General features: G+C 71.2%; 17 protein-coding genes. 3 read left to right on the top strand and 14 right to left on the bottom strand.

The features are described 5' to 3' along the window. Positions 1-382: 382 nt before the first annotated feature. Complete coding sequence (locus FOF48_RS34485) at positions 383-1,468, bottom strand: SGNH/GDSL hydrolase family protein (RefSeq protein WP_143908950.1); 1,086 nt, start codon at positions 1,466-1,468, stop codon at positions 383-385. A gap of 319 nt (positions 1,469-1,787) precedes the next feature. Between FOF48_RS34485 and FOF48_RS34480 the strand changes: the two genes are divergently transcribed. Then, positions 1,788-3,074 carry a chloride channel protein gene (locus FOF48_RS34480; RefSeq protein WP_143908948.1) on the top strand — a complete coding sequence of 429 codons (1,287 nt, stop codon included), beginning with the start codon at positions 1,788-1,790 and terminating at the stop codon, positions 3,072-3,074. Between the two features lie 358 nt (positions 3,075-3,432). On the opposite strand, the gene FOF48_RS34475 is transcribed toward FOF48_RS34480, so the two are convergent. From FOF48_RS34475 to FOF48_RS34425, 11 genes are all read right to left on the bottom strand, one after another. Continuing rightward, positions 3,433-4,764: a CapA family protein gene (locus tag FOF48_RS34475; protein ID WP_143908946.1), complete on the bottom strand. Its 1,332-nt coding sequence runs from the start codon at positions 4,762-4,764 to the stop codon at positions 3,433-3,435. Continuing rightward, on the bottom strand, positions 4,764-5,522 hold the full coding sequence (locus FOF48_RS34470) for a trans-aconitate 2-methyltransferase (protein WP_143908944.1): 759 nt from the start codon (positions 5,520-5,522) through the stop codon (positions 4,764-4,766). The genes FOF48_RS34475 and FOF48_RS34470 overlap by 1 nt, the downstream gene beginning before the upstream one ends. 116 nt (positions 5,523-5,638) lie before the next feature. Beyond that, on the bottom strand, positions 5,639-7,075 hold the full coding sequence (locus FOF48_RS36680; protein WP_186002196.1) for a hypothetical protein: 1,437 nt from the start codon (positions 7,073-7,075) through the stop codon (positions 5,639-5,641). A 310-nt stretch (positions 7,076-7,385) separates the two neighbouring features. Then, positions 7,386-8,021: a uracil phosphoribosyltransferase gene (gene upp, locus FOF48_RS34460; protein ID WP_143908942.1), complete on the bottom strand. Its 636-nt coding sequence runs from the start codon at positions 8,019-8,021 to the stop codon at positions 7,386-7,388. Between the two features lie 68 nt (positions 8,022-8,089). Continuing rightward, positions 8,090-9,298 carry a URC4/urg3 family protein gene (locus FOF48_RS34455; protein ID WP_143908940.1) on the bottom strand — a complete coding sequence of 403 codons (1,209 nt, stop codon included), beginning with the start codon at positions 9,296-9,298 and terminating at the stop codon, positions 8,090-8,092. Continuing rightward, positions 9,291-10,544 (bottom strand): GTP cyclohydrolase II, encoded by a 1,254-nt coding sequence (locus tag FOF48_RS34450; RefSeq protein ID WP_143908938.1) that lies wholly within the window; start codon positions 10,542-10,544, stop codon positions 9,291-9,293. The genes FOF48_RS34455 and FOF48_RS34450 overlap by 8 nt, the downstream gene beginning before the upstream one ends. An 84-nt stretch (positions 10,545-10,628) precedes the next feature. Further along, entirely contained in the window at positions 10,629-12,113 is a 1,485-nt protein-coding gene (gene mmsA, locus FOF48_RS34445; protein WP_143908936.1) for a CoA-acylating methylmalonate-semialdehyde dehydrogenase, read from the bottom strand. 202 nt (positions 12,114-12,315) lie between these two features. Continuing rightward, on the bottom strand, positions 12,316-12,756 hold the full coding sequence (locus tag FOF48_RS34440; RefSeq protein WP_143908934.1) for a hypothetical protein: 441 nt from the start codon (positions 12,754-12,756) through the stop codon (positions 12,316-12,318). Between the two features lie 209 nt (positions 12,757-12,965). Then, positions 12,966-14,195: an AAA family ATPase gene (locus tag FOF48_RS34435; protein WP_143908933.1), complete on the bottom strand. Its 1,230-nt coding sequence runs from the start codon at positions 14,193-14,195 to the stop codon at positions 12,966-12,968. A gap of 167 nt (positions 14,196-14,362) precedes the next feature. Continuing rightward, the gene (locus FOF48_RS34430) at positions 14,363-14,884 is read right to left on the bottom strand and encodes a GNAT family N-acetyltransferase (RefSeq protein ID WP_143908930.1); all 522 of its coding nucleotides are present in this window, start codon (positions 14,882-14,884) and stop codon (positions 14,363-14,365) included. Between the two features lie 191 nt (positions 14,885-15,075). Next, positions 15,076-16,320, bottom strand: a complete 1,245-nt coding sequence (locus tag FOF48_RS34425) for a phosphatidylserine/phosphatidylglycerophosphate/cardiolipin synthase family protein (RefSeq protein WP_143908928.1) — start codon at positions 16,318-16,320, stop codon at positions 15,076-15,078. A 705-nt stretch (positions 16,321-17,025) separates the two neighbouring features. Here FOF48_RS34425 and FOF48_RS36675 point away from each other — a divergent pair. After that, positions 17,026-17,625, top strand: a complete 600-nt coding sequence (locus tag FOF48_RS36675) for a hypothetical protein (protein WP_186002195.1) — start codon at positions 17,026-17,028, stop codon at positions 17,623-17,625. Positions 17,626-17,727: 102 nt separating this feature from the next. Here the strand turns inward: FOF48_RS36675 and FOF48_RS34415 are convergent, their stop codons facing one another. Beyond that, complete coding sequence (locus FOF48_RS34415; RefSeq protein ID WP_143908924.1) at positions 17,728-18,711, bottom strand: GlxA family transcriptional regulator; 984 nt, start codon at positions 18,709-18,711, stop codon at positions 17,728-17,730. A gap of 112 nt (positions 18,712-18,823) precedes the next feature. Between FOF48_RS34415 and FOF48_RS34410 the strand changes: the two genes are divergently transcribed. Next, on the top strand, positions 18,824-19,387 hold the full coding sequence (locus tag FOF48_RS34410) for a cysteine hydrolase family protein (protein WP_143908921.1): 564 nt from the start codon (positions 18,824-18,826) through the stop codon (positions 19,385-19,387). A gap of 58 nt (positions 19,388-19,445) precedes the next feature. On the opposite strand, the gene FOF48_RS34405 is transcribed toward FOF48_RS34410, so the two are convergent. Further along, the gene (locus tag FOF48_RS34405) at positions 19,446-20,666 is read right to left on the bottom strand and encodes an ABC transporter permease (protein WP_186002194.1); all 1,221 of its coding nucleotides are present in this window, start codon (positions 20,664-20,666) and stop codon (positions 19,446-19,448) included. Between the last annotated feature and the right edge of the window lie 15 nt (positions 20,667-20,681).

The following is a 20,681-nucleotide window of genomic DNA, read 5'->3' as shown; positions in this document are numbered from 1 at the left end:
CCGGCGTGCCATGGCGGAGAACTGTGTTTCCCAATCGGACTTCCAACAAACAAGCATGCCCCCGGGTACGCAAAATCAGCATTTCAAGCCAGCTCAACAAAACCGGCGTTGCACGGCTTGATAGCCATAACATGCACATGGCACGTTCCGTTCAATGCGGGGCCGAGGGCCGCCTGGGATTGATGGCATTGACGACAGAGGCCCTGTCCCCCGGTGAGGGGCGACAGGGCCGCGGCCCTCCACCGTCACGCTTTCACAAACCAAGACTCCGGCGGTCCGTGCCAGGCCCAGGGGCGCCTTCCCTCCTTCTCAGCGGACATGAAAAGGCCCCCGACCCGGTGACAGGTCGGAGGCCCTGGGGTCCCGCGGATGCCGCCTCAGCTCACGGCGTGGCGGGGTCGAACGTGGACAGGCTCCAGCCCATGCGCTCGTGGCCGAACTTGTTCCAGTCCGGGTTCTTGCCGTTGACGATCTGGCTGTCCGTGTAGCCCGGCGCGGCCGAACCGGAGCCGGAGCCGGAGAAGATGTTCACGCTGATGGTGGAGCCCGTGTAGGTCGGGTGCGTGTTGTCGGACTGGATGTAGTCGTAGCTGGTGCTCGCGTTCGCCAGGTGCAGGTTCGCGTCGCGCAGGGTGCTGCGCAGGGTCACGCTGATGCGCTGCACGTAGGCGTCCTCGGACTCGCCCTCGCGGTAGGCGATGGCCTCCGAATCCACCAGGCCGTCGCCGTTGCGGTCGTAGTCCGACGCCATCATCTCCGCGAACGCGTCCGCGCACTTGAAGCCATACTTGGTCGCCAGGCTGCACGCGCGCCAGTTGCTGCGCGCCAGCAGCGGCAGGAAGTACTGCTGCTTGTTCACCTTCTGCCCCGTCGCCGAGTCCGTGCAGGACGTCAGCACGTTGTCCGCGTCATAGCCGGGGTAGTAGATGTTGGAGATGACCTTCACCTTCGCGGTCGTCGCGTACTGGTTGATGGCCTGCATGCCACGCTCCATGTACGTGGTGCACGTCGCCAGCGCGCTCTGCAGGCCGCTGTAGTTGCACGTCCCCGTCTGGTCGGTGAACGCGCTGCGCGCCTGCAGGTAGTCGTTGCCGCACATCTCGAACATCACGACGCGCGTGTTGGACGCCTGCATGTACGAGCGCTCGGAGACGATCTTGTTGTTGTAGATGTCGTCCGCCTTCGCGCCGGACTTCGTGCGGCGGACCACCTCCACGTTCGCGCCCCACTTCTTCGCCGCGTACTCACCCTCCACCACCGGCGCGCCACGGCGCGCCACGCTGCTGATGCCGCCGTTGTAGCCGGCGAAGATGGAGTCGCCGTACGCCACCACCCGGTACGTCTGCGACGCCGAGCGGTTGATGGTCCACGACGTGTTCTGGTTGATGGTGCTGGCCATCGCGCTTCCACCCAGCGTGGTGGCGGCGAGGACGGCGGCGAGGGACAGCCCGCTGAGACGAACGGACATACCGGCTCCTGAAGAGGTAGGGGGTTCCCGCCCCGGCAAGGGGAGAGGCCGCGCACCGTACACGGCTTTGACTTTGGAATCACCTCTCAGACCAGAAATAACTCCACAACTTGCATTCCATGTTGAACGCGAATTCCGCCACGATGCGTCAGAGGGGAGCCTCACGCCCCGCGCCGTGACGCAGCGCTCCGGGTTGACGCGATGTTTCACCTTGTTTCATGCCAGAAAGAAGGCCTCTGACTGGAAGAATCCGTTGTCTGTGTTTGGCGTGATGGAAACGCCCGGCCGGAGCATCGCGTCGCGCCTAGACTGCGCCGCCATGAACCTCTCCCGGAGTGCCCAGGCGCTGGGCCAGTGGCTGCTGCTGGGCGCGGTGGTGGGCGGGGTGTGCGGCGTGGCGTCCGCGGCGTTCCTGGCCCTGCTGGAGCACGCGACGGAGTTCCGGGTGGCGCACGAGGCGCTGGTGTACGCGCTGCCGGTGGCGGGGCTCGTCCTGGGGGCGGTGTACGGCCGTTGGGGCGAGTCCATCCGGGGCGGCAACAACCTGGTGCTGGACACGGTGCATGCCGGGGACGCGGTGATTCCGCTGCGCATGGCGCCCATGGTGCTGCTGGGCACGGTGCTCACCCACCTGTTCGGCGGGAGCGCCGGGCGCGAGGGCACGGCGGTGCAGATGGGCGCGAGCCTGGCGGACCAGCTGGCCCACCGCTTCCGCGTGTCGCCGGACACGCGGCGCGAGCTGCTGGCGGCGGGCATCGCGGGTGGGTTCGGTTCGGTGTTCGGCACGCCGCTGGCGGGCACGCTGTTCGGGCTGGAGGTCGTGTGCGTGGGCCGGCTGGGCTACGAGGCGCTCCTGCCCGCGCTCACCGCGTCCGTGGTGGGGGACATGGTGACGCGCGGCCTGGGCATCCACCACACCGCGTATCCGTCGCCTCAGGCGCTGGCCTTGACGCTGCCGGTGCTGGGCAAGTGGCTGGTGTTCGCGGTGGCGGTGGCCGCGGTGGCGGTGGCCTTCATCGAAGGCACGCACGGCCTGAAGCGCGTGCTGGAGCGCCGCGTCCCGTGGCTGCCGGTGCGCATGGCCCTGGGCGGCCTGGGCGTGGTGGGGCTGTGGAAGCTCGCGGGCACCAGCGACTACCTGGGCCTGGGCGTGCCCGGCATCCTGCGCGCGTTCCAGGACGTGTCGCTGCCGTGGGGCGCGTTCGCGTGGAAGCTCATCTTCACGGTGGTGACGCTGGGCGCGGGGTTCCTGGGCGGCGAGGTGACGCCGCTGTTCTTCATTGGCGCGGCGCTGGGCAACGTGCTCGCGCGGCTGCTGGGCCTGCCGGTGGACCTGGGCGCGGCGGCGGGCATGGCGGCGCTGTTCGCGGCGGCGGCCAACACGCCGCTCGCGCTGTCGCTGATGGCGGTGGAGCTGGTGGGCGCGGCGGTGCTCCCGCACGTGGCCATCGTCGCCACGGTGGCGTATCTGCTCACCGGCCACCGGGGCATCTATCCCTCGCAGCGCATCGCGCGGAGGAAGCTGGGCGGGCCGCTGCTGGACCGGGTCGTCGCCTTGCGCGACCTGCACGAGGCGCCCCCGAAGCAGCCCGAGGCGCCCCGCTGAGACTGGGCCCGCGGGCTCCAACGGAACCCGGGACGGGGACGGCGCACGAACGCTCCGGGATGAAAGGGAGCGTCCACGGGTGTCGCCCCACACGCCGCACGCACGACGCGGCGTCCCAGGGTGCGTCCGGAGGCGTCGGGTTCGGGCTCAGCGCCCGCTGGCGGCTTCGGTGATGGCGCTGCTCTTCGCGGGCGTGGCGGGGACCAGTCCCTCGGTGTGCCAGAACTCCACTCACGGAAGTGTCACAAGCAGACAGGGCATGCGAGCGGCCGTGCCCCGCGCGGAGTCCCTTCCGGCGGCCCTCGGGAGTGGCTGTGTTTCATGAACACTCCGCCCCCGCGGAGCGCGGCGTGCCGCTTCACGGCACCGTCTGGGCGGTCAGCCCCGCCTCGCTGTCGTCCCTCCGCCGCAGCTCGGGCGTGGCCACGCGGAACTCCGTGGGCAGCATGCGCAGGATGCGCTCGCGGCGGTACCGGGCGCTCGCCAGACGCTTCTCCAGCGAGGCTTGCTCCGCGCGGGAGGCCTTGTCCTGGGGCGCCGTGCGCAGCGCCAGCGCCGCCAACCGCCGGGACACCTCCTCCACCTCCCGGTCGATGAGCACCGGCTGGATGTTGCGCCGCGCGCGGGCCTTGCGGCCGGTGGCGTTGTTCTCAATCCACACCGGCAACACCGACACATCCGCCAGCGCCACCGGCGCGCCGGGCTCCGCGCGCGTCACGCCCACGCGCAGCAGCAGCGAGTCCCGCTTGTCGCCGTCCTTCCCCAGCTGCCCCTTCACGTGCTGGTAGAAGCGCCCCTGGTTCGCCACCAGGTTGCCCAGCGAATACGCGATGAACCCCTGGCGCCCCGACTTCGTCGTGTACGCCTCCAGCGGCTGGAGCACGTGCGGATGATGCCCGATGACCGCGAACGCCCCCGCCTCCAGGAAGGCCTGCCCCAACGCCCGGTCCAACGGATGCGGCGTGTCTGAGTACTCCCGCCCCCAGTGTCCCATCACGAAGAGCGCGTCACACTTCGCCGCCGCGGCGCGCACCCGCTCCAGCGCCTCCTCCAGCTTCAGGCCCCTGCGCGATTCATGCTCTGGATAGGGCAAGAGCGCCGCGTGTGGCGCATCCGCTTCCTTCGGGTTGCTGAAGCCATTCAGGCTCCGCGTGAAGGACAGGAAGCCCAGCCGTACCCCGCGCACATCCATGAAGACCGGCGCCCAGGCCGCGTCCCGGGTGGTCCCCGTGCCCGCATGGCGCAGCCCCGCCGCGTCCAGGTGGCGCAGCGTCTCCACCAGGCCCTCCACGTGCTGATCGCGCGCGTGGTTGTTGCCCGTGGACACCACCTTCACGCCCGCCCCCACCAGCGCTCGCACCATCGCGGGCGGCGCGTTGAAGACCAGCTCCTTCGTGAAGGCCTTGTCGTTGGCGGTGACGGGCGTCTCCAGGTTCACCACGCCCACGTCCGCCGTGCGCAGCACGTCCGACAGCGGCCCGAAGACGTGGTCCCAGCCCTCATGGTTGAGCGAGGCCGCCGCACCGCCGCCCGGCGGCACCGCCCCGCTTCGCGCGTGGGCCCGCGCCACCGACTTCACCTCGCCGTGCGGAATCACATCTCCGCCAAACACCAGCTCCACGCGCACGGGCGCGGCCATGGCCAGCCATGGCATCCACCCCAGCGCCAGCACCGCCCCCCAACCGCGCATCACTCCGGCTCCCGCACCCCGATGAAGACCTCGCGGTTCCACGGGTCCCGCCGCGTCGTCGCGGGGCAGCCCGCCTCCGCCATCCACCCAAGCCAGTCCTCCCGCCGGAACAGGCCGAAGCGGTGGCGCTCCTGGGACATGCTCACCGTCCCATCCGCTTCCCGCAGCAGGTACGCGAACGCGGTCTCGAAGGTCTCATCGTCCGGATCCGGATCCCACGTCCACATCAGGTAGCGCATCCCGCGCCCGTCCGGCGCGTCGTGCCCTCCCGACTCCGTCGTGGACTCGAACGTCTCCCGCACGAAGTCCGGCAGCAGCACCACGGCGCCGCCCGGGCGGCAGTGCGCGGCGGCCGTCTGGACCGTGGCCCGCGCGGCGTCCCGGTCCGCCGCGTACATGATGGCGTCGTGCACCATCACCCGGTCGAACATGCGCCCCAGCCGCAGGGACGTCATGTCCCCCACCCGGTGCTCGCACTCCGGGTTGAGGGCGCGGCTGACCGCGACCATCTCCGGCGCGCGGTCCGTCAGCGTCAACGTGAAGTGTTGTTTCAGGTGGAAGGCCAGGCTGCCCCCGCCCGCGCCCAGCTCCAGCATCGTGCCCGCGGGCCCCGCCGCCGCCGTGCGCAGGATGCCGAGCAGCTCCTCCGCCTCCTCCGCGTACTCCTCCGGAGGCGAGAACAGCGGCCACCAGGTCGCCAGCTCCGTGTAGAGCCGGGGCTCCTCCAGCGGAGGCGGAAGCACGGTGCGCAGCGCCATGGATGGATTCCTCGGGGACGGGCCATCGTTGTATCGCCCGGGCGACCGGGGCGTCCACGACGCGTTGACCGCCCCGGCCACGCACGGAGGCGGTCAACGCTCACGCCAGGGATTGACTAACGGACCTGGATGGCGTCCGCGACGACGTAGGTGCCCGCCGTCACCCAGCGGCTCACCTGCACCTTGTTCCAGCCCGCGGTGAAGCTCCACGTGCCCAACGTGTTCCACTTCGCGCCGTTGAGCTGCTGGTTCACCTTCACGTTCGCCAGCTGCGCGCCGGCCGCGTTGCTGATGATGAAGGGCGCAGCCGTGGAGCGGTCCGTCGCCGCCGTCCACCACGCGTCCACCGACTTCGTGGCCGCCGCGGGCAGGTAGAACCAGAACGTCGCCGGCTCCGACACCGCCGCGCCCGGGGACACCAGGTAGCTGGTGCCGTAGTAGCCCGCCACGTTCGTGGAGGACGCCCAGCTGGAACCCGTCAGCTGGATGTAGCCCTTCGCCTGGTCGTTGTTCGCGTTGTTGCTGTCGATGACCAGCCCCGACGAAGAACCCCCGCCGGACGTCCACAGGTATGTCACGTCCACCCAGTCGTTGTTCGTCATCCCCAGGTCCGTCCAGAACGTCCCGTCCGCGAGGTCGATGCCCGCGGGGTTCGCCGGCCGGCGCCCGAACTCATCCAACCCGCCGTTGAAGTTGTCCTGATACGCGGCCTGGGCCTCTGGCTTGCCCTGCGGCAGGCTCTTCCACATCTCGCGCACGCTGGACGCGTTCCAGTAGTCGTCCTTCGTGTTCCACGGGCCCACGTCCCAGACGGACGTCGTCGCGCACTTGCTTGTCTTTGAATAGCAGACGCGCACCTGGTATTCGGAGCCGCCGTTGGACGCCAGCCCCCGCCGCGACGGCAGCGCCGCGAACCGGTCGTTGCTCTTGATGACATGGCCGTTGGCCGTCGTGCCGCCCACCAACCCCTCGCGGGTGGCGTAGACGCGGTAGCTCAGGGGCGCGAGCGCCTGGAGCCCCTCCTCCGTGCCGCGCCCGTCCCGCCAGCCCTCCAGCCCCACCGCCTGGACCTCCGGGCCCCGGCCCCGCTCGTCCGCGATGAGCGCCAGCCGCACCTGCACCTCCGTGCCCGCGCGAGGCAGGCGCACGGCCTCGTCACCCGCGGCGGTGCGCCACTCACTCCAGGCCCCGCCGGGGACGCGCACGCGGACGTCCACCTCCACGGCCTGCCCCGGCCCCACCGCCGCCTCGACGCGCGGCCGGAACGTGTCCACGGGGCCAGCCAGGGGGCGCGGCGGGAACTCGAAGAGGCCCGTGAGCCGGCTCATGCCCTCGGGTCGGCGCATCACCGCGTTGGGCTCGTAGCGCAGCAGCCCGTCCCGCGTGCCCACGAGCTCGGACGTGCCCGCGCCCACGGCCAGGTCCTCCGTCCAGCGCTGGGTGCCCGCCTCCCCCTGAAGCGACTCCGGCGCCGGCTCCGCCACCGCCACACCCTCCGCGAACACCGCGCCCAACATCACCGCCATCAGGGTGGACCGCCACGACGCGCGCATGCCTGGACTCCCGGGAAATGGATAAAAACGTTTAGACGGTTCAATTCTTAAATCCGTCTTTCCCGGTTCTCAAGAGCCAAGAGACAAAACCGTCCGCTGGCCCTGCCCTGGCTCACCGCAGCACGGCTCTGGAGTCCGTTCGCATCCGCACGGGTTGGCCGTCATCCTCATGGGACTTGCCGGTGGACGTCTGGCGCGCTCGCCGGGCGAAGCGGCTTCATGATGGCGAGACATGAATCAACCCTGTCTCGCCATCAATCACTCACCTCAGGAAGCACCTGCCTGCCCGCGATGACGGTGGGGGCTGGGGCTACTTCGTCCCGAAGAGCCGGTCTCCGGCGTCCCCCAGGCCGGGGAGGATGTAGCCGTGCGCGTCCAGCTTGTCGTCGATGGCGGCGGTGAAGACCCGCACGTCGGGGTGGTGCTCGCGCAGGTTCGCCAGGCCCTCCGGGGCGGCGAGCAGACACACGAAGCGCAGCGAGCCCGGGCGGCTGCGCTTCACCCGCTGGAGCGCCGCCACCGCGGAGTTGCCCGTCGCGAGCATCGGGTCACAGACGATGACGTCGCGGTCCTCCAGGTCGGCCGGCACGCGGTAGTAGTACTCCACCGCGCCCAGGGACTCCGGGTCGCGGTACAGGCCGATGTGGCCCACTCGCGCGGACGGCACCAGCTGGAGCAGGCCATCCAGGATGCCCTGCCCCGCGCGGAGGATGGGCACCAGCACCAGCTTCTTGCCGTCCAGCGCCCAGCCCGTGGTGCGCGCCATGGGCGTCTGGATCTCCTCCTCGCGCAGCTTCAGGTCGCGCATCGCCTCGTACCCGAGCAGCAGGGAGATCTCCTCCAGCAGCGCCCGGAACGCCGCCGTGCTCGTGTCCGTCCTGCGCATCACCGTCAGCTTGTGTTTCACCAGCGGGTGATCCACCACCGTGCAGTTCGGATAGTCCATGCGTCCTCCTCGCGCCGCCCGGGGAGCCCGGACGGACTGTGGGCCTGCGCCTGTGCTGCAAAGCCACCTCAGAACACCGTGCCGTCGCTGCGCACGCGGATGGGCGGCACGCCCCCGGGACGCAGCTCCGCCGCGACCCGGCGCCCCGCCGTCCAGGTGCCGCCCTGGAGCACCTTCGCCAGCGGCAGCTCCTCCGCGCTCAACTCCAGACGCCCCCGCACCAGCGCCGCCACGCGGTCCAGCAGCGCCACCGTCAGGGCGCGCCACTCCACGATGGGCGCGTCGCCCGCGGAGAACACCTCCGTGGCCAGGCGCGGGTCCTGCGGCACCAGCACGCCCAGGTCCACGAAGAGCCCGCCGTTGCGGTACTCCGGCAGGCCGGTGAGCGCGTCCAGCTCCGTCACCGTCACGCCCGCCTCCGCCAGCGGCTCCACCAGCGAGTACGCCAGCCACTGGGACAACTTGTGGAAGGGCACCAGCGCGTCCGCGCTGTCGGGCGGCCCCAGCGCCGGGTGCGGCCACACGTCCCCCAGGTTGATGCCGTCCACGCTGATGCGCCCCGGCCAGATGGGGCCCAGCACGTCCAGCACCGTGCCCAACACCTCCGCCGCCCGCACGCTCCGCCGGTGCGCGGCCAGCATGTCGAACATGGACCCGGGCCGGGGCAGCACGCGCGACAGCGCCTGCAGCAGGTGCAGCCGGCCCTCCACGCCCAGGAGCGGGTTGGACTCGGACACCTGGAAGCCGCGCTCCAGCTGCTCGCGCGTCATCCGGCCCAGCGCCTCCGCGTCCGCGCGCAGGGGCCGGTCTGGATCCGACGAGAAGCCCCCCGCCATGAACATCCGCAGCGACGCCACCGCCAGCCCCTCCGAGCGCACGTACGTGGCGCCCCCGGGCTCCTGGTAGCGCCAGGAGGGCCCGCTGCCCGCGTCCAGCAGCACGCTCACCACGCCCAGGTCCACCTTGGCCCGGGCGCGCTCCTCCGGCGGCAGCGGGGCCAGCCGCGCCTCCAGCTGCGCGAGCCTGGGCACCCCGCCCGCGTCGAAGTGGCGCCAGCGGCTGTGCACCGGGATGTCCAGCCGGGGGTACGCCTCGTGCGTCACCGCCAGCACCCGGTCCACCACCGTCGGCAGCCGGGACGGCTCCACCCGGAAGTACTCCAGGCGCCCGGCGAGCCCCAGGTCCAGCACCTGGTGACACCGCTCGCGGATGGCCGCCGGGCTGCGCAGCCACGCCACCGTGGGGGACAGCTCCTGCACGCGGATCACGTCAAGCATCGAGGTCCCTCCCCTTCACCTGCGCCAGCGTCCCCGCGTCCGCCACCGGCCCGCGCGTGAAGTAGCCCGCCGCCTTCTTCGCCTCCATCTCCACCTTCGCGTCCGCGGGGATCAGCCCGTCCGGGATGGGGACCCGCTCCAGGACTTCAATGCCCGAGCGCACGATGGCGTCGTGCTTCATGTCGCTCATGGAGACGAAGCGGTGGATGCGTGTGATGCCCAGCCAGTGCAGCACGTCCGGCATCAGCTCCTGGAAGCGCATGTCCTGCACGCCCGCCACGCACTCCGTGCGGTGGAAGTACGTGGCCGCGGAGTCGCCGCCCTCCTGCCGCTTGCGCGCGTTGTAGACCAGGAACTTGGTCACCTCGCCCAGCGCCCGGCCCTCCTTGCGGTGATACACGATGAGCCCCACCCCGCCCTGCTGCGCCATCCGCACGCACTCCTCGATGCCGTGCACCAGGTAGGGCCGGCACGTGCAGATGTCGCTGCCGAAGACGTCGGAGCCGTTGCACTCGTCATGCACGCGCGCCGCCAGCGGCACGTCCCGGTCCGCCAGCGACGCGATGTTTCCAAACACATACAGCGACAGGCCGCCGATGGGCGGCAGGAACACGTGCAGGTCCGGGCGGGTGATGAGCTCCGGGTACATGCCACCGGTGTGCTCGAAGAGGCCCCGGCGCAGCGCGCTCTCCGTGAGGCCGAAGCGCTCCGCGATGCCGGGCAGGTACCAGACGGGCTCCACCGCGGCCTTCACGACCTTGATGTCCCCGTTGGCCGCCACCAGGTCGCCGTCCACCTTGAGGCGCCCGGCGAGCATCGCGTCGCGCACCTCCGGCATGTTGATGTGGGCGCGGGTGACGGCGATGGTGGGCCGGTAGTCCACGCCCTGCTCCGCGTAGGCGCGGAACACCTGGGACGCCACCGCGCCCCACGGGTCCAACGACACGATGCGCTTGGGGTCGCTCCACGACGGATGCGGGCCCACCTGCGCCGCGGGCGACGTGTTGGTCAGGTCCGCCTTGTGGTCCTGTGGCAGCTTGCCCGCGGACACCGCCAGCGCGCGGTAGATGGCGTACGCGCCGGAGTGCGTGCCAATGACATTGCGGTTCGCGGGGTCGGACAGCGTGGCCACCACCGGTCCCCGGCGCAGCGGCTCCGACTCCCCCCAGCGCAGCGGCGCTCCCGGCACCTGCCCATCCGGATGTGAAGTCAGACGAATGTGATTGATGGGCTTCTTGTCAGACATGGGTGCACCCTCCTCTGGGGCGCGAAATGGATGGATGGGTATTGAAGGGAGTGGGGATGGGTGGATCGCCGCGTTCAGCGGGCGTCAACTCATCCAGGAGCCGTCGGTGCGCGCGGACCACTTGCGCGTCACCTTCTTGAGCTGGCTCCAGAAGTCGAGGCTGGACGGACCGGTGATGTCGCCGTGGCCGAACTTCGACTCGCCCGTCCCGCCGAAGGAGAAGGGCTCGCGCGGCACCGGCACGCCCACGTTGACGCCCACCATGCCGGCCTTCGCGCCCTCCACCACGGTCTGCGCCACCGCGCCGCGGGTGGTGAAGACGGACGCCGCGTTGCCGTAGGGCGACGCGTTCTCCACCGCGAGCGCCACCGACAGCGTGGGCACCCGGACGATGGACAGCACCGGGCCGAACAGCTCGCGCCGCGCGGCCTCCATCTCCGGCTGCACGCCGTCCAGCACGGTGGGCCCCATCCAGTGGCCGTTCGCGTACGGGTCGCCCACGGGGCGCCTGCCGCGGCCATCCAGCAGCACGCGCGCGCCGTCCGCCTGCGCCTTGGCGATGGCCGTCTCCAGCCGGCTCACCGCGCCCCGGTCGATGAGCGCGCCCATGCCCGGCCCCAGCTCCAGCCGCGCCGCGCGCCGGACGATGTCATCCACCAGCGGCTGCACGTCCCCCACGGCGAGCATCACGCTGGCCGCCATGCAGCGCTGGCCCGCGCAGCCGGTGAACGAGTCCACCACCGCCTGCGGCGTGAGGTCCGGATCCGCGTCCGGCACGACGATGAGGTGGTTCTTCGCGCTGCCCAGCGCCAGCACGCGCTTGCCGTGGCGGCTGCCCTCCACGTACAGGTGCCGCGCCACCGGGGACGAGCCCACGAAGGCCAGCCCCTTCACGTCCGGGTGCGCCACCAACGCCTCCACGGCGTCCTTCGCGCCGTGCACGATGGAGAAGACCCCGGGCGGGTAGCCCGCCTCCACCATCAGCTCGCCCAGCGCGGTCGCGGTCAGCGGCACCTTCTCCGACGGCTTGAGGATGAAGGCGTTGCCCACCGTGACGGCGATGGGGAACATCCACAGGGGCACCATCGCGGGGAAGTTGAACGGGGTGACGCCGGCGACGACGCCCAGCGGCTCGCGGCGGTATTCACAGGTGACGCCCCGGCTCACCTCCAGGTGCGCGCCGCCATCCAGGTTCTGGAGCGACAGGGCGAAATCACAGACCTCCATCCCCTTGAGCAGGCCCGCGCGGCCCTCCGCCACCGTCTTGCCGGACTCACTGGCGGCCAGATGCGCGAGCCGCTCCAGGTGCGTCTCCAGCAGCGCGCGGAAGCGGTGCAGGAAGTGGGTGCGCTCGCGCAGCGGAGCGCTTCGCCACCCCTGGGCCGCGGCCTTCGCGGCCTCCACCGCCTCGGCGACGCCGGCGGCGGTCGTCAGCGGCACCTGGCCGATGACCGCGCCCGTATACGGACTGCGAACCTCTTGCGCCGCCACCCCGCTGGGAGAGACCCACTCTCCACCCACGAGATTGCGACAAGAGACCACGCTCTCGGGAAACCGAACAAAGGACACGCGCACCCCCCCGGTGTTGCGTGACAAATGGACGGCAAGGATAGACGCAAACCCGGAAGGCAGGGCAAGCCGGGCGGATGCGACGGTGTCCTCGCCTGATCGGAAGCGATGGATCTCCCCATGTTGCTGTGTCGCAAAGCCGACCGATGCGCGAGGGGTGCGTTCACCCGCCCGGGTGCGTCAACGTGCGCGCCGCGGCCCGTCAGGCCTGCGAGAGCATCCGCTGGTGCCGCTCCGACAGGGCGGCGGTGTCGGTGGTGGCGCGCAGCTCCGCGATGGCGGTGGCGTCGTCCGTGTCGGGGTTGAGGCCCATGCAGATGGCCTCCAGGTACAGCTCCAGCGACAGCAGGAAGCGGGAGTCGGCGGTGAGCGGGTCGCCCTGCTCGCGCATCAGCTCACCGTCCTCGCGCACCAGCTTCGCGAGCATCCGCACACGCGACGCGGTGCCCAGCAGCCGCGAGGTGGACTCGGCGTCCGCGAGGATGAGCGTGCCGTACTCCATGCCCAGCACGGTGAGGGCCGTCTCCCGGATGAGGGTGCGCGCGTCCCCGTACCGCTTCTCCTTCCGGGCCTTGAGGACGCTGGAGATGGCCGCCACGAACTGCTCGATGGCGCGCTCGATGAAGTCCTTGCGGAGGGACATGAGGACGACACGCTAAGCCCGTCTGGAGGCGCATGCACCTTTCCCACCCCGAAGGAGATGGGACCCGTTGGGTTTCACGAGTTTTCATGTTCTGGGAGTGACAGCGGGGTGTCCGCGGAACGCACCGCCGGTGCTCGTGTTCCCACCCGAGAGGATGGCCCGCGGCGCCCCCGCCGACACCCGGGCGCGGCGGAGCCTGGAGGCCTGAATCACGGCGCGTCGTGCTTCCGTGATTCCCAGTACACGCGCCGCGCGGGCACGGAGACGAGCTGCCGCTCCGGGTAGCGAAGCGCGGTCAGCTTCCCTCCGAACACGCAGCCGGTGTCCAGACAGAGCGTGTCGTGGACCCACTCCGCCTCCGTCACGGAGGTGTGGCCGTACACGACCATCGCCTGTCCCCGGTAGTGCTCCGCCCAGTCGGCGCGCACCGGCAGGCCATAGGCGTCCGCTTCGCCCGTCGTCTCACCGTAGAGCGCGAAGTCGCGCGCCTCGGGGCTGTCGCGGCCATGCATCCGCTCCTTGAGGCCCGCGTGCGCCACCACCAGCCGGCCTCCGTCCAGCACGCAGTGCGTGGGCCTGTGCTCGATGAAGTCCGCCACCTCCCGAGCGAAGTCCGGCGGCTCGCGCTCCAACTGCTCCAGCGTCACCGCGAGCCCGCGCCCTACCCGCACGTCCTTGCCACGCAGCTTCTTGAGCAACTTGATTTCATGATTGCCCGGCACGCACAGCGCCTGCCCCGACGACACCATCCCCATCACCAGCCGCAGCACGTCCGTCACCCCGGGGCCCCGGTCCACGAGGTCTCCCAGGAACACCGCCTTGCGCCCCGGCGGTCCGCCCACGTCGAAGCCGCGCGCTCCGTCCGGGCGCGGTTCGACGGCGTAGCCCAGCTTCGTCAGCAGGTCCTTCAGCTCGTCGAAGCACCCGTGGATGTCGCCGATGATGTCGAAGGGGCCGCGCTCGTCGTGGAGGTGGCCGGGCACCGGCCGACGCTCGAACGCCACCGTGTCCACGGCCTCCGGCGTGAGCACGTGCACGTGCCGGAGGCCTTCCTTCGCCAGCCCCTTCAGCGCGCTCTGGAGCTGCTGCACCTGGTTGCGCAGGGCGCGAGGTGACGAAGCCGCTCCGGCGCGGGACCGGTTTCGCTCCAGGCAGAGCGCCTCCGGCGTGTCCAGCACCACCGCCACCAGGGGCACGTGGTGTTCACGCGCCAGGGTCACATACCGCCTGCGCGACTCGGCGCTCAGGGGAACACCGTCGATGACGGTGCACGCGCCTCGCGCCAGCCTTCGCGCGACGTCCTCGAACAGGGCGGGGTCATTGCTGGCCCCGGACCGCACGTCCTCGGGTGGAAAGTGCGCGCGCGCGAGGGTGGACTTGCCGGCGCCGGACGGGCCGATGAGCAGCACGAGCGATTGCTCGGGGATGGGAATCTTCATGGTGGGGACACCGGGTGGAGGGTCGGCGCCCCTTTCGGGGCAGGACGCACGCTGTCACTCCCGCGCGCGACCCCGTCCGGCGCCCGGGTCACGCGAGCCTTCGCGGACCCTCTGGCATCGGACGGGATGCCCCCACTACGCGGGAACGCGTCCCCGCCTGACACGCGTCACTTCAAGGGCAGCACGAAGGCTTCCAGGAACACTTCCGGGCGCTCGAGGTCGCCGGCCGGCGTGCGCTGGTAGCCGCGCCCCTGGTACATGCGCGCGACCCCCGTCGCGCCCCGGCGCACATGGAGGGAGATGGCGTCCATGCCCCAGCGCTTCGCGAGGACCTCTGTCTCCGCGAGCAGCGGCTGCGCCAGTCCCTGACCGTGGAAGCGCACCGACGTGGCCAGCGCCCGCAGGTCCGCCGTTTGGGGGAGCCACGCCTCGGAGCCGGGCGCACCGGGCGGATACAGGGCCACCGTGCCCGCGACCTCGCCGTCCACCTCCGCCACCAGGATGGTGCACACCTCGCGGCGCGAGGCCACGTCGCGCAGGAACGCCTTGCGCTCCTCGGAGTAGACGACCTCCGGCAGCTTCTTCGCGTACTGCGTCATGTAGGCGTCCACCAGGAGATCGCCAATCGCCTTGTCGTCTTCGGGCCGCGCCTCGCGAATGACCGCCCGCTTCACCACGTCCGTGCTCATGCGCCGCCCTCTAGCATGACGGCCCGGAGCCCGCCTCCCGCATGCGAGGCCGGCTGCCGCGCGTCCAGGCCGCCGTCTCCTGGCACGCGCCGCTCGTTCCAGCCCGATGTGTCCCGTCCACCCACCACGCCCCTCCTGCGTCCAAGCAGGCGGCCCCAGCCTGGGGCACCTCACGGACGCTCCGCCCCGGCTCACAGGAAGTCGCCGATGAGCCACGGCAGCTCCTCGCCCAGCTTCTGCAGCAGACCGCGCCGCTTCCAGCCCTGCCAGTGGACCTCCGCCGAGTGCGTGAGGTCCTGCTCGAAGGACGCCGCCAGCTCCTCCGCCAGCACGGGGTCCTCCACCATCAGCGAGCCCTCATCGGTGTGATTGAGCGCCAGCGGATCCATGTTGGTGGAGCCCACGACGCTGAGCATGTCGTCCGCGACCAGCGTCTTGGCGTGCAGCATCGACATCTCGTACTCCCAGATGCGCACACCGCCCTCCAGGAGCCTCGCGTAGGACGCGCGCTGAGCCGCGCGCACGGGCGCCACGTCGTGGTAGCGGCCGGGCACCAGCACGCGCACGTCCACGCCCTGGCGAACCTTCTCGATGAGCATGTCGCTGATGGCCTCCGACGGGATGAAGTACGAGTTGGCGATCCACAGCCGGTGCTTCGCGAACGCGATGGACAGCAGCCACATCCTCGACGCCTCCGACAGGAAGCGGTGGCTGGTGCTGGCGACGAAGCAGGCCCGCGCGTCGCCCGCCGGGGCCAGCTCCGGGAAGGACTCCGGGGGAAGGAAGTCGCCGCCGGACTCCTGCCAGTTCCGCGCGAAGGCCGTCTGCATGCCGCGCACGACGGGGCCTCGCACGCGCACGTTGGTGTCGCGCCAGGTCATCGCCGCGTCGCCGTTGCCCAGCCAGCTGCGCCAGACGCCGAACCCGCCGGTCAGCGCGACCTCGCCGTCGCGGATGACCATCTTGCGGTGCATGCGCGCGCGGATCCGCGACGCGTCCAGGGACGCCACCGCGCCCTGGTACGGACGGTAGATGCGCACATCGCAGCCCGCGTCCGCGAGCACGGGGGCCACGGCCTCGAAGTTCACGCTGCCCAGCGGATCCACGATGATGCGGCACTGCACGCCGGCCCTGCGCTCGCGCAGCGCGACGAGCAGCCGGTCCGACGGGATGCCCGGGCGCCAGATGTAGCTGGCGATGTGGATGCTGGAGCGGGCGGCGCGGATCTCCTCCTCGATGACGTCGAAGATGCGCCCGTTCTGCACCAACTCCACGCCGTTGCCCGGCTCCATGGGCATGCCCAGGGTCTGCGCGATGGCGACCTCCCGCGCCACCGGGTCCTCCGGCAGCGCGCGCAGGCGCAGGTCCTGTCGGTGGTTCGGGTAGGGACACCCCGCGGCGAGCAGGGCGAACAGGAGGGGCCAGACCAGCCGCACGGCCCCCAAGCTAGGGCAGCCCCCCGCCCCGCGCATCCGCCGCGTGCGACAGAGTCACGGAAGCGAATGGATGCGCCCGGACACCGTCCACCCGTCGACGGTTGAAGGGCGTGGGGTCAACGGCCGGTGGTGCCGGACGCGCCGCATGCGCACTGCTGGGAGCGGGCATCGGCAGGGAATCCGCGCGAGGAGAGCGGACACGGCATGGGGCAACGGGGGAAGCGACCGGCACGGAGCGCGGGAGGACGGGCCCTCCTGCTGGCGGGATGGCTGGGAGCACCGGCCGCGCTCGGTTCGGCGCGCACGCAGACATTCGAGATGCTGGATCCACCCGAAGCGCATGAGACCGAGACATCCACGCGGGCCGGTGGTCCAGCGGACTCGCTGTTCGTGGAGGCGACGGAGAGATCCACGGCCGCCACGCCTTCCACTTCAGCGGCGCATGCGACGCAACCATCCACGACCGCCGAGCCATCCACTTCGTCGGCGCATGCGACGCAACCATCCACGACCGCCACGCCATCCACTTCGGCGGCGCATGCGACGCAACCACCCACGACCGCCACGCCATCCACTTCGGCGGCGCATGCGACGCAGCCGCCCACGACCGCCACTCCCAATCTGTCATCGCGGCATGAGGCGGAAACATCCGCGCGCGCCCCCGAGCACTCCGCACCCGAGCCACCACCTCCGCTGGATCCCCTCGTGTCGGACGCGCCATTCCGCGGGCCTCCGCTGCCCACCGTGCCACAGCGCCCGCTGCGCCCGTTCATTCCGCACGGTGAGCCCGACACGGAGGCGCGGCTGTCCGGGGGAACCTGGGTCGCGCATGGCGGACTCACGCTCCTGCCCCTGGGCGGCGTCTGGGCCGCGACCCGCGTGGGCGGCGACACCCGCCTGGGCGCCACCGCCGCGGAGGCCGCCGCGGGCACCCTGCTCGCTTCACTTCCCGGCAGGTTCCTCTTCGTCCACCCCTCGTATCCCCAGGGCCGGTGGCTCGAACTGGAGGTGGGCGCGTTCGGCGCCGCCATGGTCGTCACGCCCCCCATCGCCGCGCTCGGCACCTGGGGCATGGGAGAGGTCGCCTTCGGGAACAGCGAACGGCCCGGCCGCGCGTACCTGGGCGCGCTCGGAGGCGCGACCGCGGGGATGCTGCTCGGCATCGCCGCGCACGAGGGCTTGCGCCACCTGGCCGGCTCCAGCGAACGGCTGGACACCCTCCGCCGCTACCTCGCGCTGTCCCTCATCGGCACCGGCGCCACCGTGGGCTACCAGTGGATCCGCACCCCCACCGGCCGGCGTTGATCCATCGCCTCGCCATCCCGCGCTTCCATGCGCACCGCGGACCCGGCGCCCGTTCGCCAGCCGCCCCGCACCGCGAGCCCAGGCCCCGTGCACCGTGTCGCGTCAGCGCAGCGCGAACCTCTTCCTGTAATCACCCGGAGACAGCCCCGTGCGAGCCTTGAAGCGGCGGCGGAACGACGTGGTGTCCGCGTAGCCGATGGCCTGGGCGATGTCCTCCACGGTGCGCGGCGTGGTCTCCAGGAGCCGCCGGGCGGCCTCGATGCGCAAGCGCTGGACGTAATCCAAGGGCGTATCCCCCGTGGCCTTGCGGAAGCGGCGCAGCAACGTGCGTTCGCCCAGGCTCGCGGCCATGGCCGCGCCCGCCAGCGTCACCGGGCCCAGCAGGTGCGCCTCCAACCACTCCTGGGCGCGCAGCACGGCGGCGTCGCCGTGGTCCCGATGCGCGGCGCGCACCGCCTCGGGCGCCTGGAAGCGGCGGCCGGGCTCCACCAGGAGCATCCTGGCGCAGAGCGCGGCCAGCTCCGGTGACACCTGCTTCGCGACCAGATGCAGGCAGAGGTCCAGGCAGGCGGTGATGCCTCCCGTGGTGAGCACGTCGCCGTTGTCCACCACCAGCAGCTCCGGCTTGAGCGACACGCACGGGTAGCGGGCCGCGAAGTCCCGGGCCAGCCCCCAGTGGGTGGTGGCCTCCCGCCCCTCCAGGAGCCCCGCCTCCGCGAGCAGGAAGGCCCCCGCGCACACCGCCGCCAGCTTCGCGCCTCGCGTGTGCTGTCCCGCCAGCCAGTCCGTGGTGGAGCGCTCCGCCATGCATCGCTCCAAGCTGCCCACCAGCGCCGGGATGAGGACGACGTCGAAGCGCTCCGTGGGGGCGGGCACCCGCGCGGCGCCCAGCTCCAGGCCGTGGAAGTCGCGCACGGGACCGGGGAGCGGCGCGACGAGCTCCGCCGCGAAGGGTTCTCCCTGGCCCTGGTCGCGGCTCAGGAGGTTGGCCATGGCGAACACATCCAGCGGGCCCGCCACGCTGGAGGCCACGCAGCCCTCCAATGCCAGCACCGCGACGCGGATCGACGAGGACTCGACAGGCATGTCCGCTTGTCGGTTTCCGCCCTGGATTTGTCAATCCAGCCACTCCCGCGGGCGCGCGGGCCCCGGTATTCGGGCTGACACCGCATCACGACTCGCGTGAAGGAGGACGTCCGTGGAGAACGCCGCGCTGCTGCTCATCGACATCCAGAATGACTATTTCCCCGGAGGGCGCTTCGAGCTGCACCAGGCCGACGCCGCGGCCACCCAGGCCCGCGCGGCCCTGGACTTCTTCCGCGAGCGAACCCTGCCAGTCCTCCACGTGCGCCACGAGTCGCCGCAGCCAGGGGCCACGTTCTTCCTGCCGGGGACCCCAGGCGCGGAGCTTCATCCCCGGGTCGAGCCCCGGCCGGGCGAAGCGGTCGTGCTCAAGCACTTCCCCAACAGCTTCCGGCAGACGGACCTCCAGGAGCGCCTGCGGGCCCTGGAGGTGAAGCACCTGGTGGTCGTGGGGATGATGACCCTCATGTGCGTGGATGCCACGGTGCGGGCCGCCGCGGACCTGGGCTACACGGTCACGGTGCTCCAGGACGCCTGCGCGGCCCGGAGCCTGGAGTTCCAGGGCCAGACCGTGCCCGCGCCCCAGGTCCACGCCGCGTTCCTGGCGGCCCTGGGCATGGGCTACGCCCAGGTCCAATCGACCGCCGACTTCCTGGCCGGGGCCGGACGCGGACCGTGATGCACGCAGGCCCCACCCGCCAGAGCGCGGGGCGGGGCCCTCTTCATGGCGCGGAGGCCTACTCCGTGCGCATCGCCTCCACGGGGTCCAGCTTCGCCGCGCGCGCCGCCGGGTAGATGCCGAACGCCAGCCCCACCCCGCAGCTCATCACCAGCGACACCACCACGGACCACATGGGGACCTCCGTGGGCAGGCGGATCATCCACCGGGCCAGGTACGACAGGCCCACGCCCAGGCCCACGCCCAGCGCGCCGCCGACGAGCGACAGCACCACCGCCTCCAGCGCGAACTGCGCGAGGATGCGGTAGCGCTTCGCGCCCAGCGCCTTGCGGATGCCAATCTCCCGCGTCCGCTCCGTCACCGCGACCAGCATGATGTTCAGGATGCCGATGCCGCCCACCAGCAGCGACAGGATGCACACGCCGAAGCTGGCCGCGGACACCGCCTTGGAGAGGTTGTTGAACATCTCCGTGGCGCTCGCATTGGAGTAGATGAAGAAGTCGTCCGGTTCGTCCGGCTTGAGCCCGTGGCGGCGGCGCATCAGCAGCGTCACCTCGTCCTGGGCCCGCTGGAGCACGTCCGCGGAGTGCGCCTGGATGCTGACGCGGAAGTCGCGCACGCCGAACATGGCCGCGAACGTGGACAGGGGAATCATCGCCTGGTTGTCCTGGCTGCCGCCGCCCAGGAACCCACCCCGGCGCTTGAGGGTGCCCACCACCTGGAAGGTGCGCCCCAGCAGCCGGAACTCACGGCCCAGCGGATCCAAGCCAGGATAGAGCGTGTCCGCCAGGTCCGCGCCAATCACCGCCACCCGCCGCCCGTCCACGAACTCCGTGTCGGTGAAGGACCGTCCGCTGGCGATGCCCACCGCGTTCGTCTGGAAGTACTCCGGCGTGCCCGCCCAGACGCTCACGTTGGCGCGCGACTCGCGCTCCGACGTGGAGACCTTCTGGCCGCCCTTGGAGTCCTCCCCCGCAGCCTGCGCGACGGACGGCTGCGTGCGGATGGCGTCCAGGTCCGCGTAGGTGAAGCGCGGCCGGCGCGCCAGCTCCGCGACCGACAGCTGCCCCTGTCCGAAGGGCAGCCGCTGGGCCTGGAAGCAGTCGCTGCCCAGCTCCGACATCTGGTCGTTCACCTGGTTCCGCAAGCCCTCGATGAGGGACATCATGGACACCACCGTGGTGACGCCAATGACGATGCCCAGGAGCGTCAGGAACGAGCGCAGGGGGTTGGAGCGGAACGTCCCGAACGCCAACCGCACCGTGTCCCAGAATGCCATCCACATCGCGAAATC

This window comes from Corallococcus sp. Z5C101001 (genome assembly GCF_007352635.1).
In the GTDB taxonomy this organism is placed as follows: domain Bacteria; phylum Myxococcota; class Myxococcia; order Myxococcales; family Myxococcaceae; genus Corallococcus; species Corallococcus silvisoli.
The sequence above is the reverse complement of the archived record's forward strand: the minus strand, read 5'-3'. Positions and strand labels throughout refer to the sequence as shown.

What these genes read in the sequence shown, in the direction of transcription:
- FOF48_RS34435 (WP_143908933.1), bottom strand. Translation starts at nt 14,195, where the DNA reads ATGAAGATTCCCATCCCCGAGCAATCGCTCGTGCTGCTCATCGGCCCG.
- upp (WP_143908942.1), bottom strand. Translation starts at nt 8,021, where the DNA reads ATGGACTATCCGAACTGCACGGTGGTGGATCACCCGCTGGTGAAACAC.
- FOF48_RS34470 (WP_143908944.1), bottom strand. Translation starts at nt 5,522, where the DNA reads ATGGCGCTGCGCACCGTGCTTCCGCCTCCGCTGGAGGAGCCCCGGCTC.
- FOF48_RS34405 (WP_186002194.1), bottom strand. Translation starts at nt 20,666, where the DNA reads ATGGCATTCTGGGACACGGTGCGGTTGGCGTTCGGGACGTTCCGCTCC.
- FOF48_RS34475 (WP_143908946.1), bottom strand. Translation starts at nt 4,764, where the DNA reads ATGCGCGGTTGGGGGGCGGTGCTGGCGCTGGGGTGGATGCCATGGCTG.
- FOF48_RS36680 (WP_186002196.1), bottom strand. Translation starts at nt 7,075, where the DNA reads ATGCGCGCGTCGTGGCGGTCCACCCTGATGGCGGTGATGTTGGGCGCG.
- FOF48_RS34415 (WP_143908924.1), bottom strand. Translation starts at nt 18,711, where the DNA reads ATGCCTGTCGAGTCCTCGTCGATCCGCGTCGCGGTGCTGGCATTGGAG.
- FOF48_RS34480 (WP_143908948.1), top strand. Translation starts at nt 1,788, where the DNA reads ATGAACCTCTCCCGGAGTGCCCAGGCGCTGGGCCAGTGGCTGCTGCTG.
- FOF48_RS34485 (WP_143908950.1), bottom strand. Translation starts at nt 1,468, where the DNA reads ATGTCCGTTCGTCTCAGCGGGCTGTCCCTCGCCGCCGTCCTCGCCGCC.
- FOF48_RS34455 (WP_143908940.1), bottom strand. Translation starts at nt 9,298, where the DNA reads ATGCTTGACGTGATCCGCGTGCAGGAGCTGTCCCCCACGGTGGCGTGG.
- FOF48_RS34430 (WP_143908930.1), bottom strand. Translation starts at nt 14,884, where the DNA reads ATGAGCACGGACGTGGTGAAGCGGGCGGTCATTCGCGAGGCGCGGCCC.
- FOF48_RS34450 (WP_143908938.1), bottom strand. Translation starts at nt 10,544, where the DNA reads ATGTCTGACAAGAAGCCCATCAATCACATTCGTCTGACTTCACATCCG.
- FOF48_RS34440 (WP_143908934.1), bottom strand. Translation starts at nt 12,756, where the DNA reads ATGTCCCTCCGCAAGGACTTCATCGAGCGCGCCATCGAGCAGTTCGTG.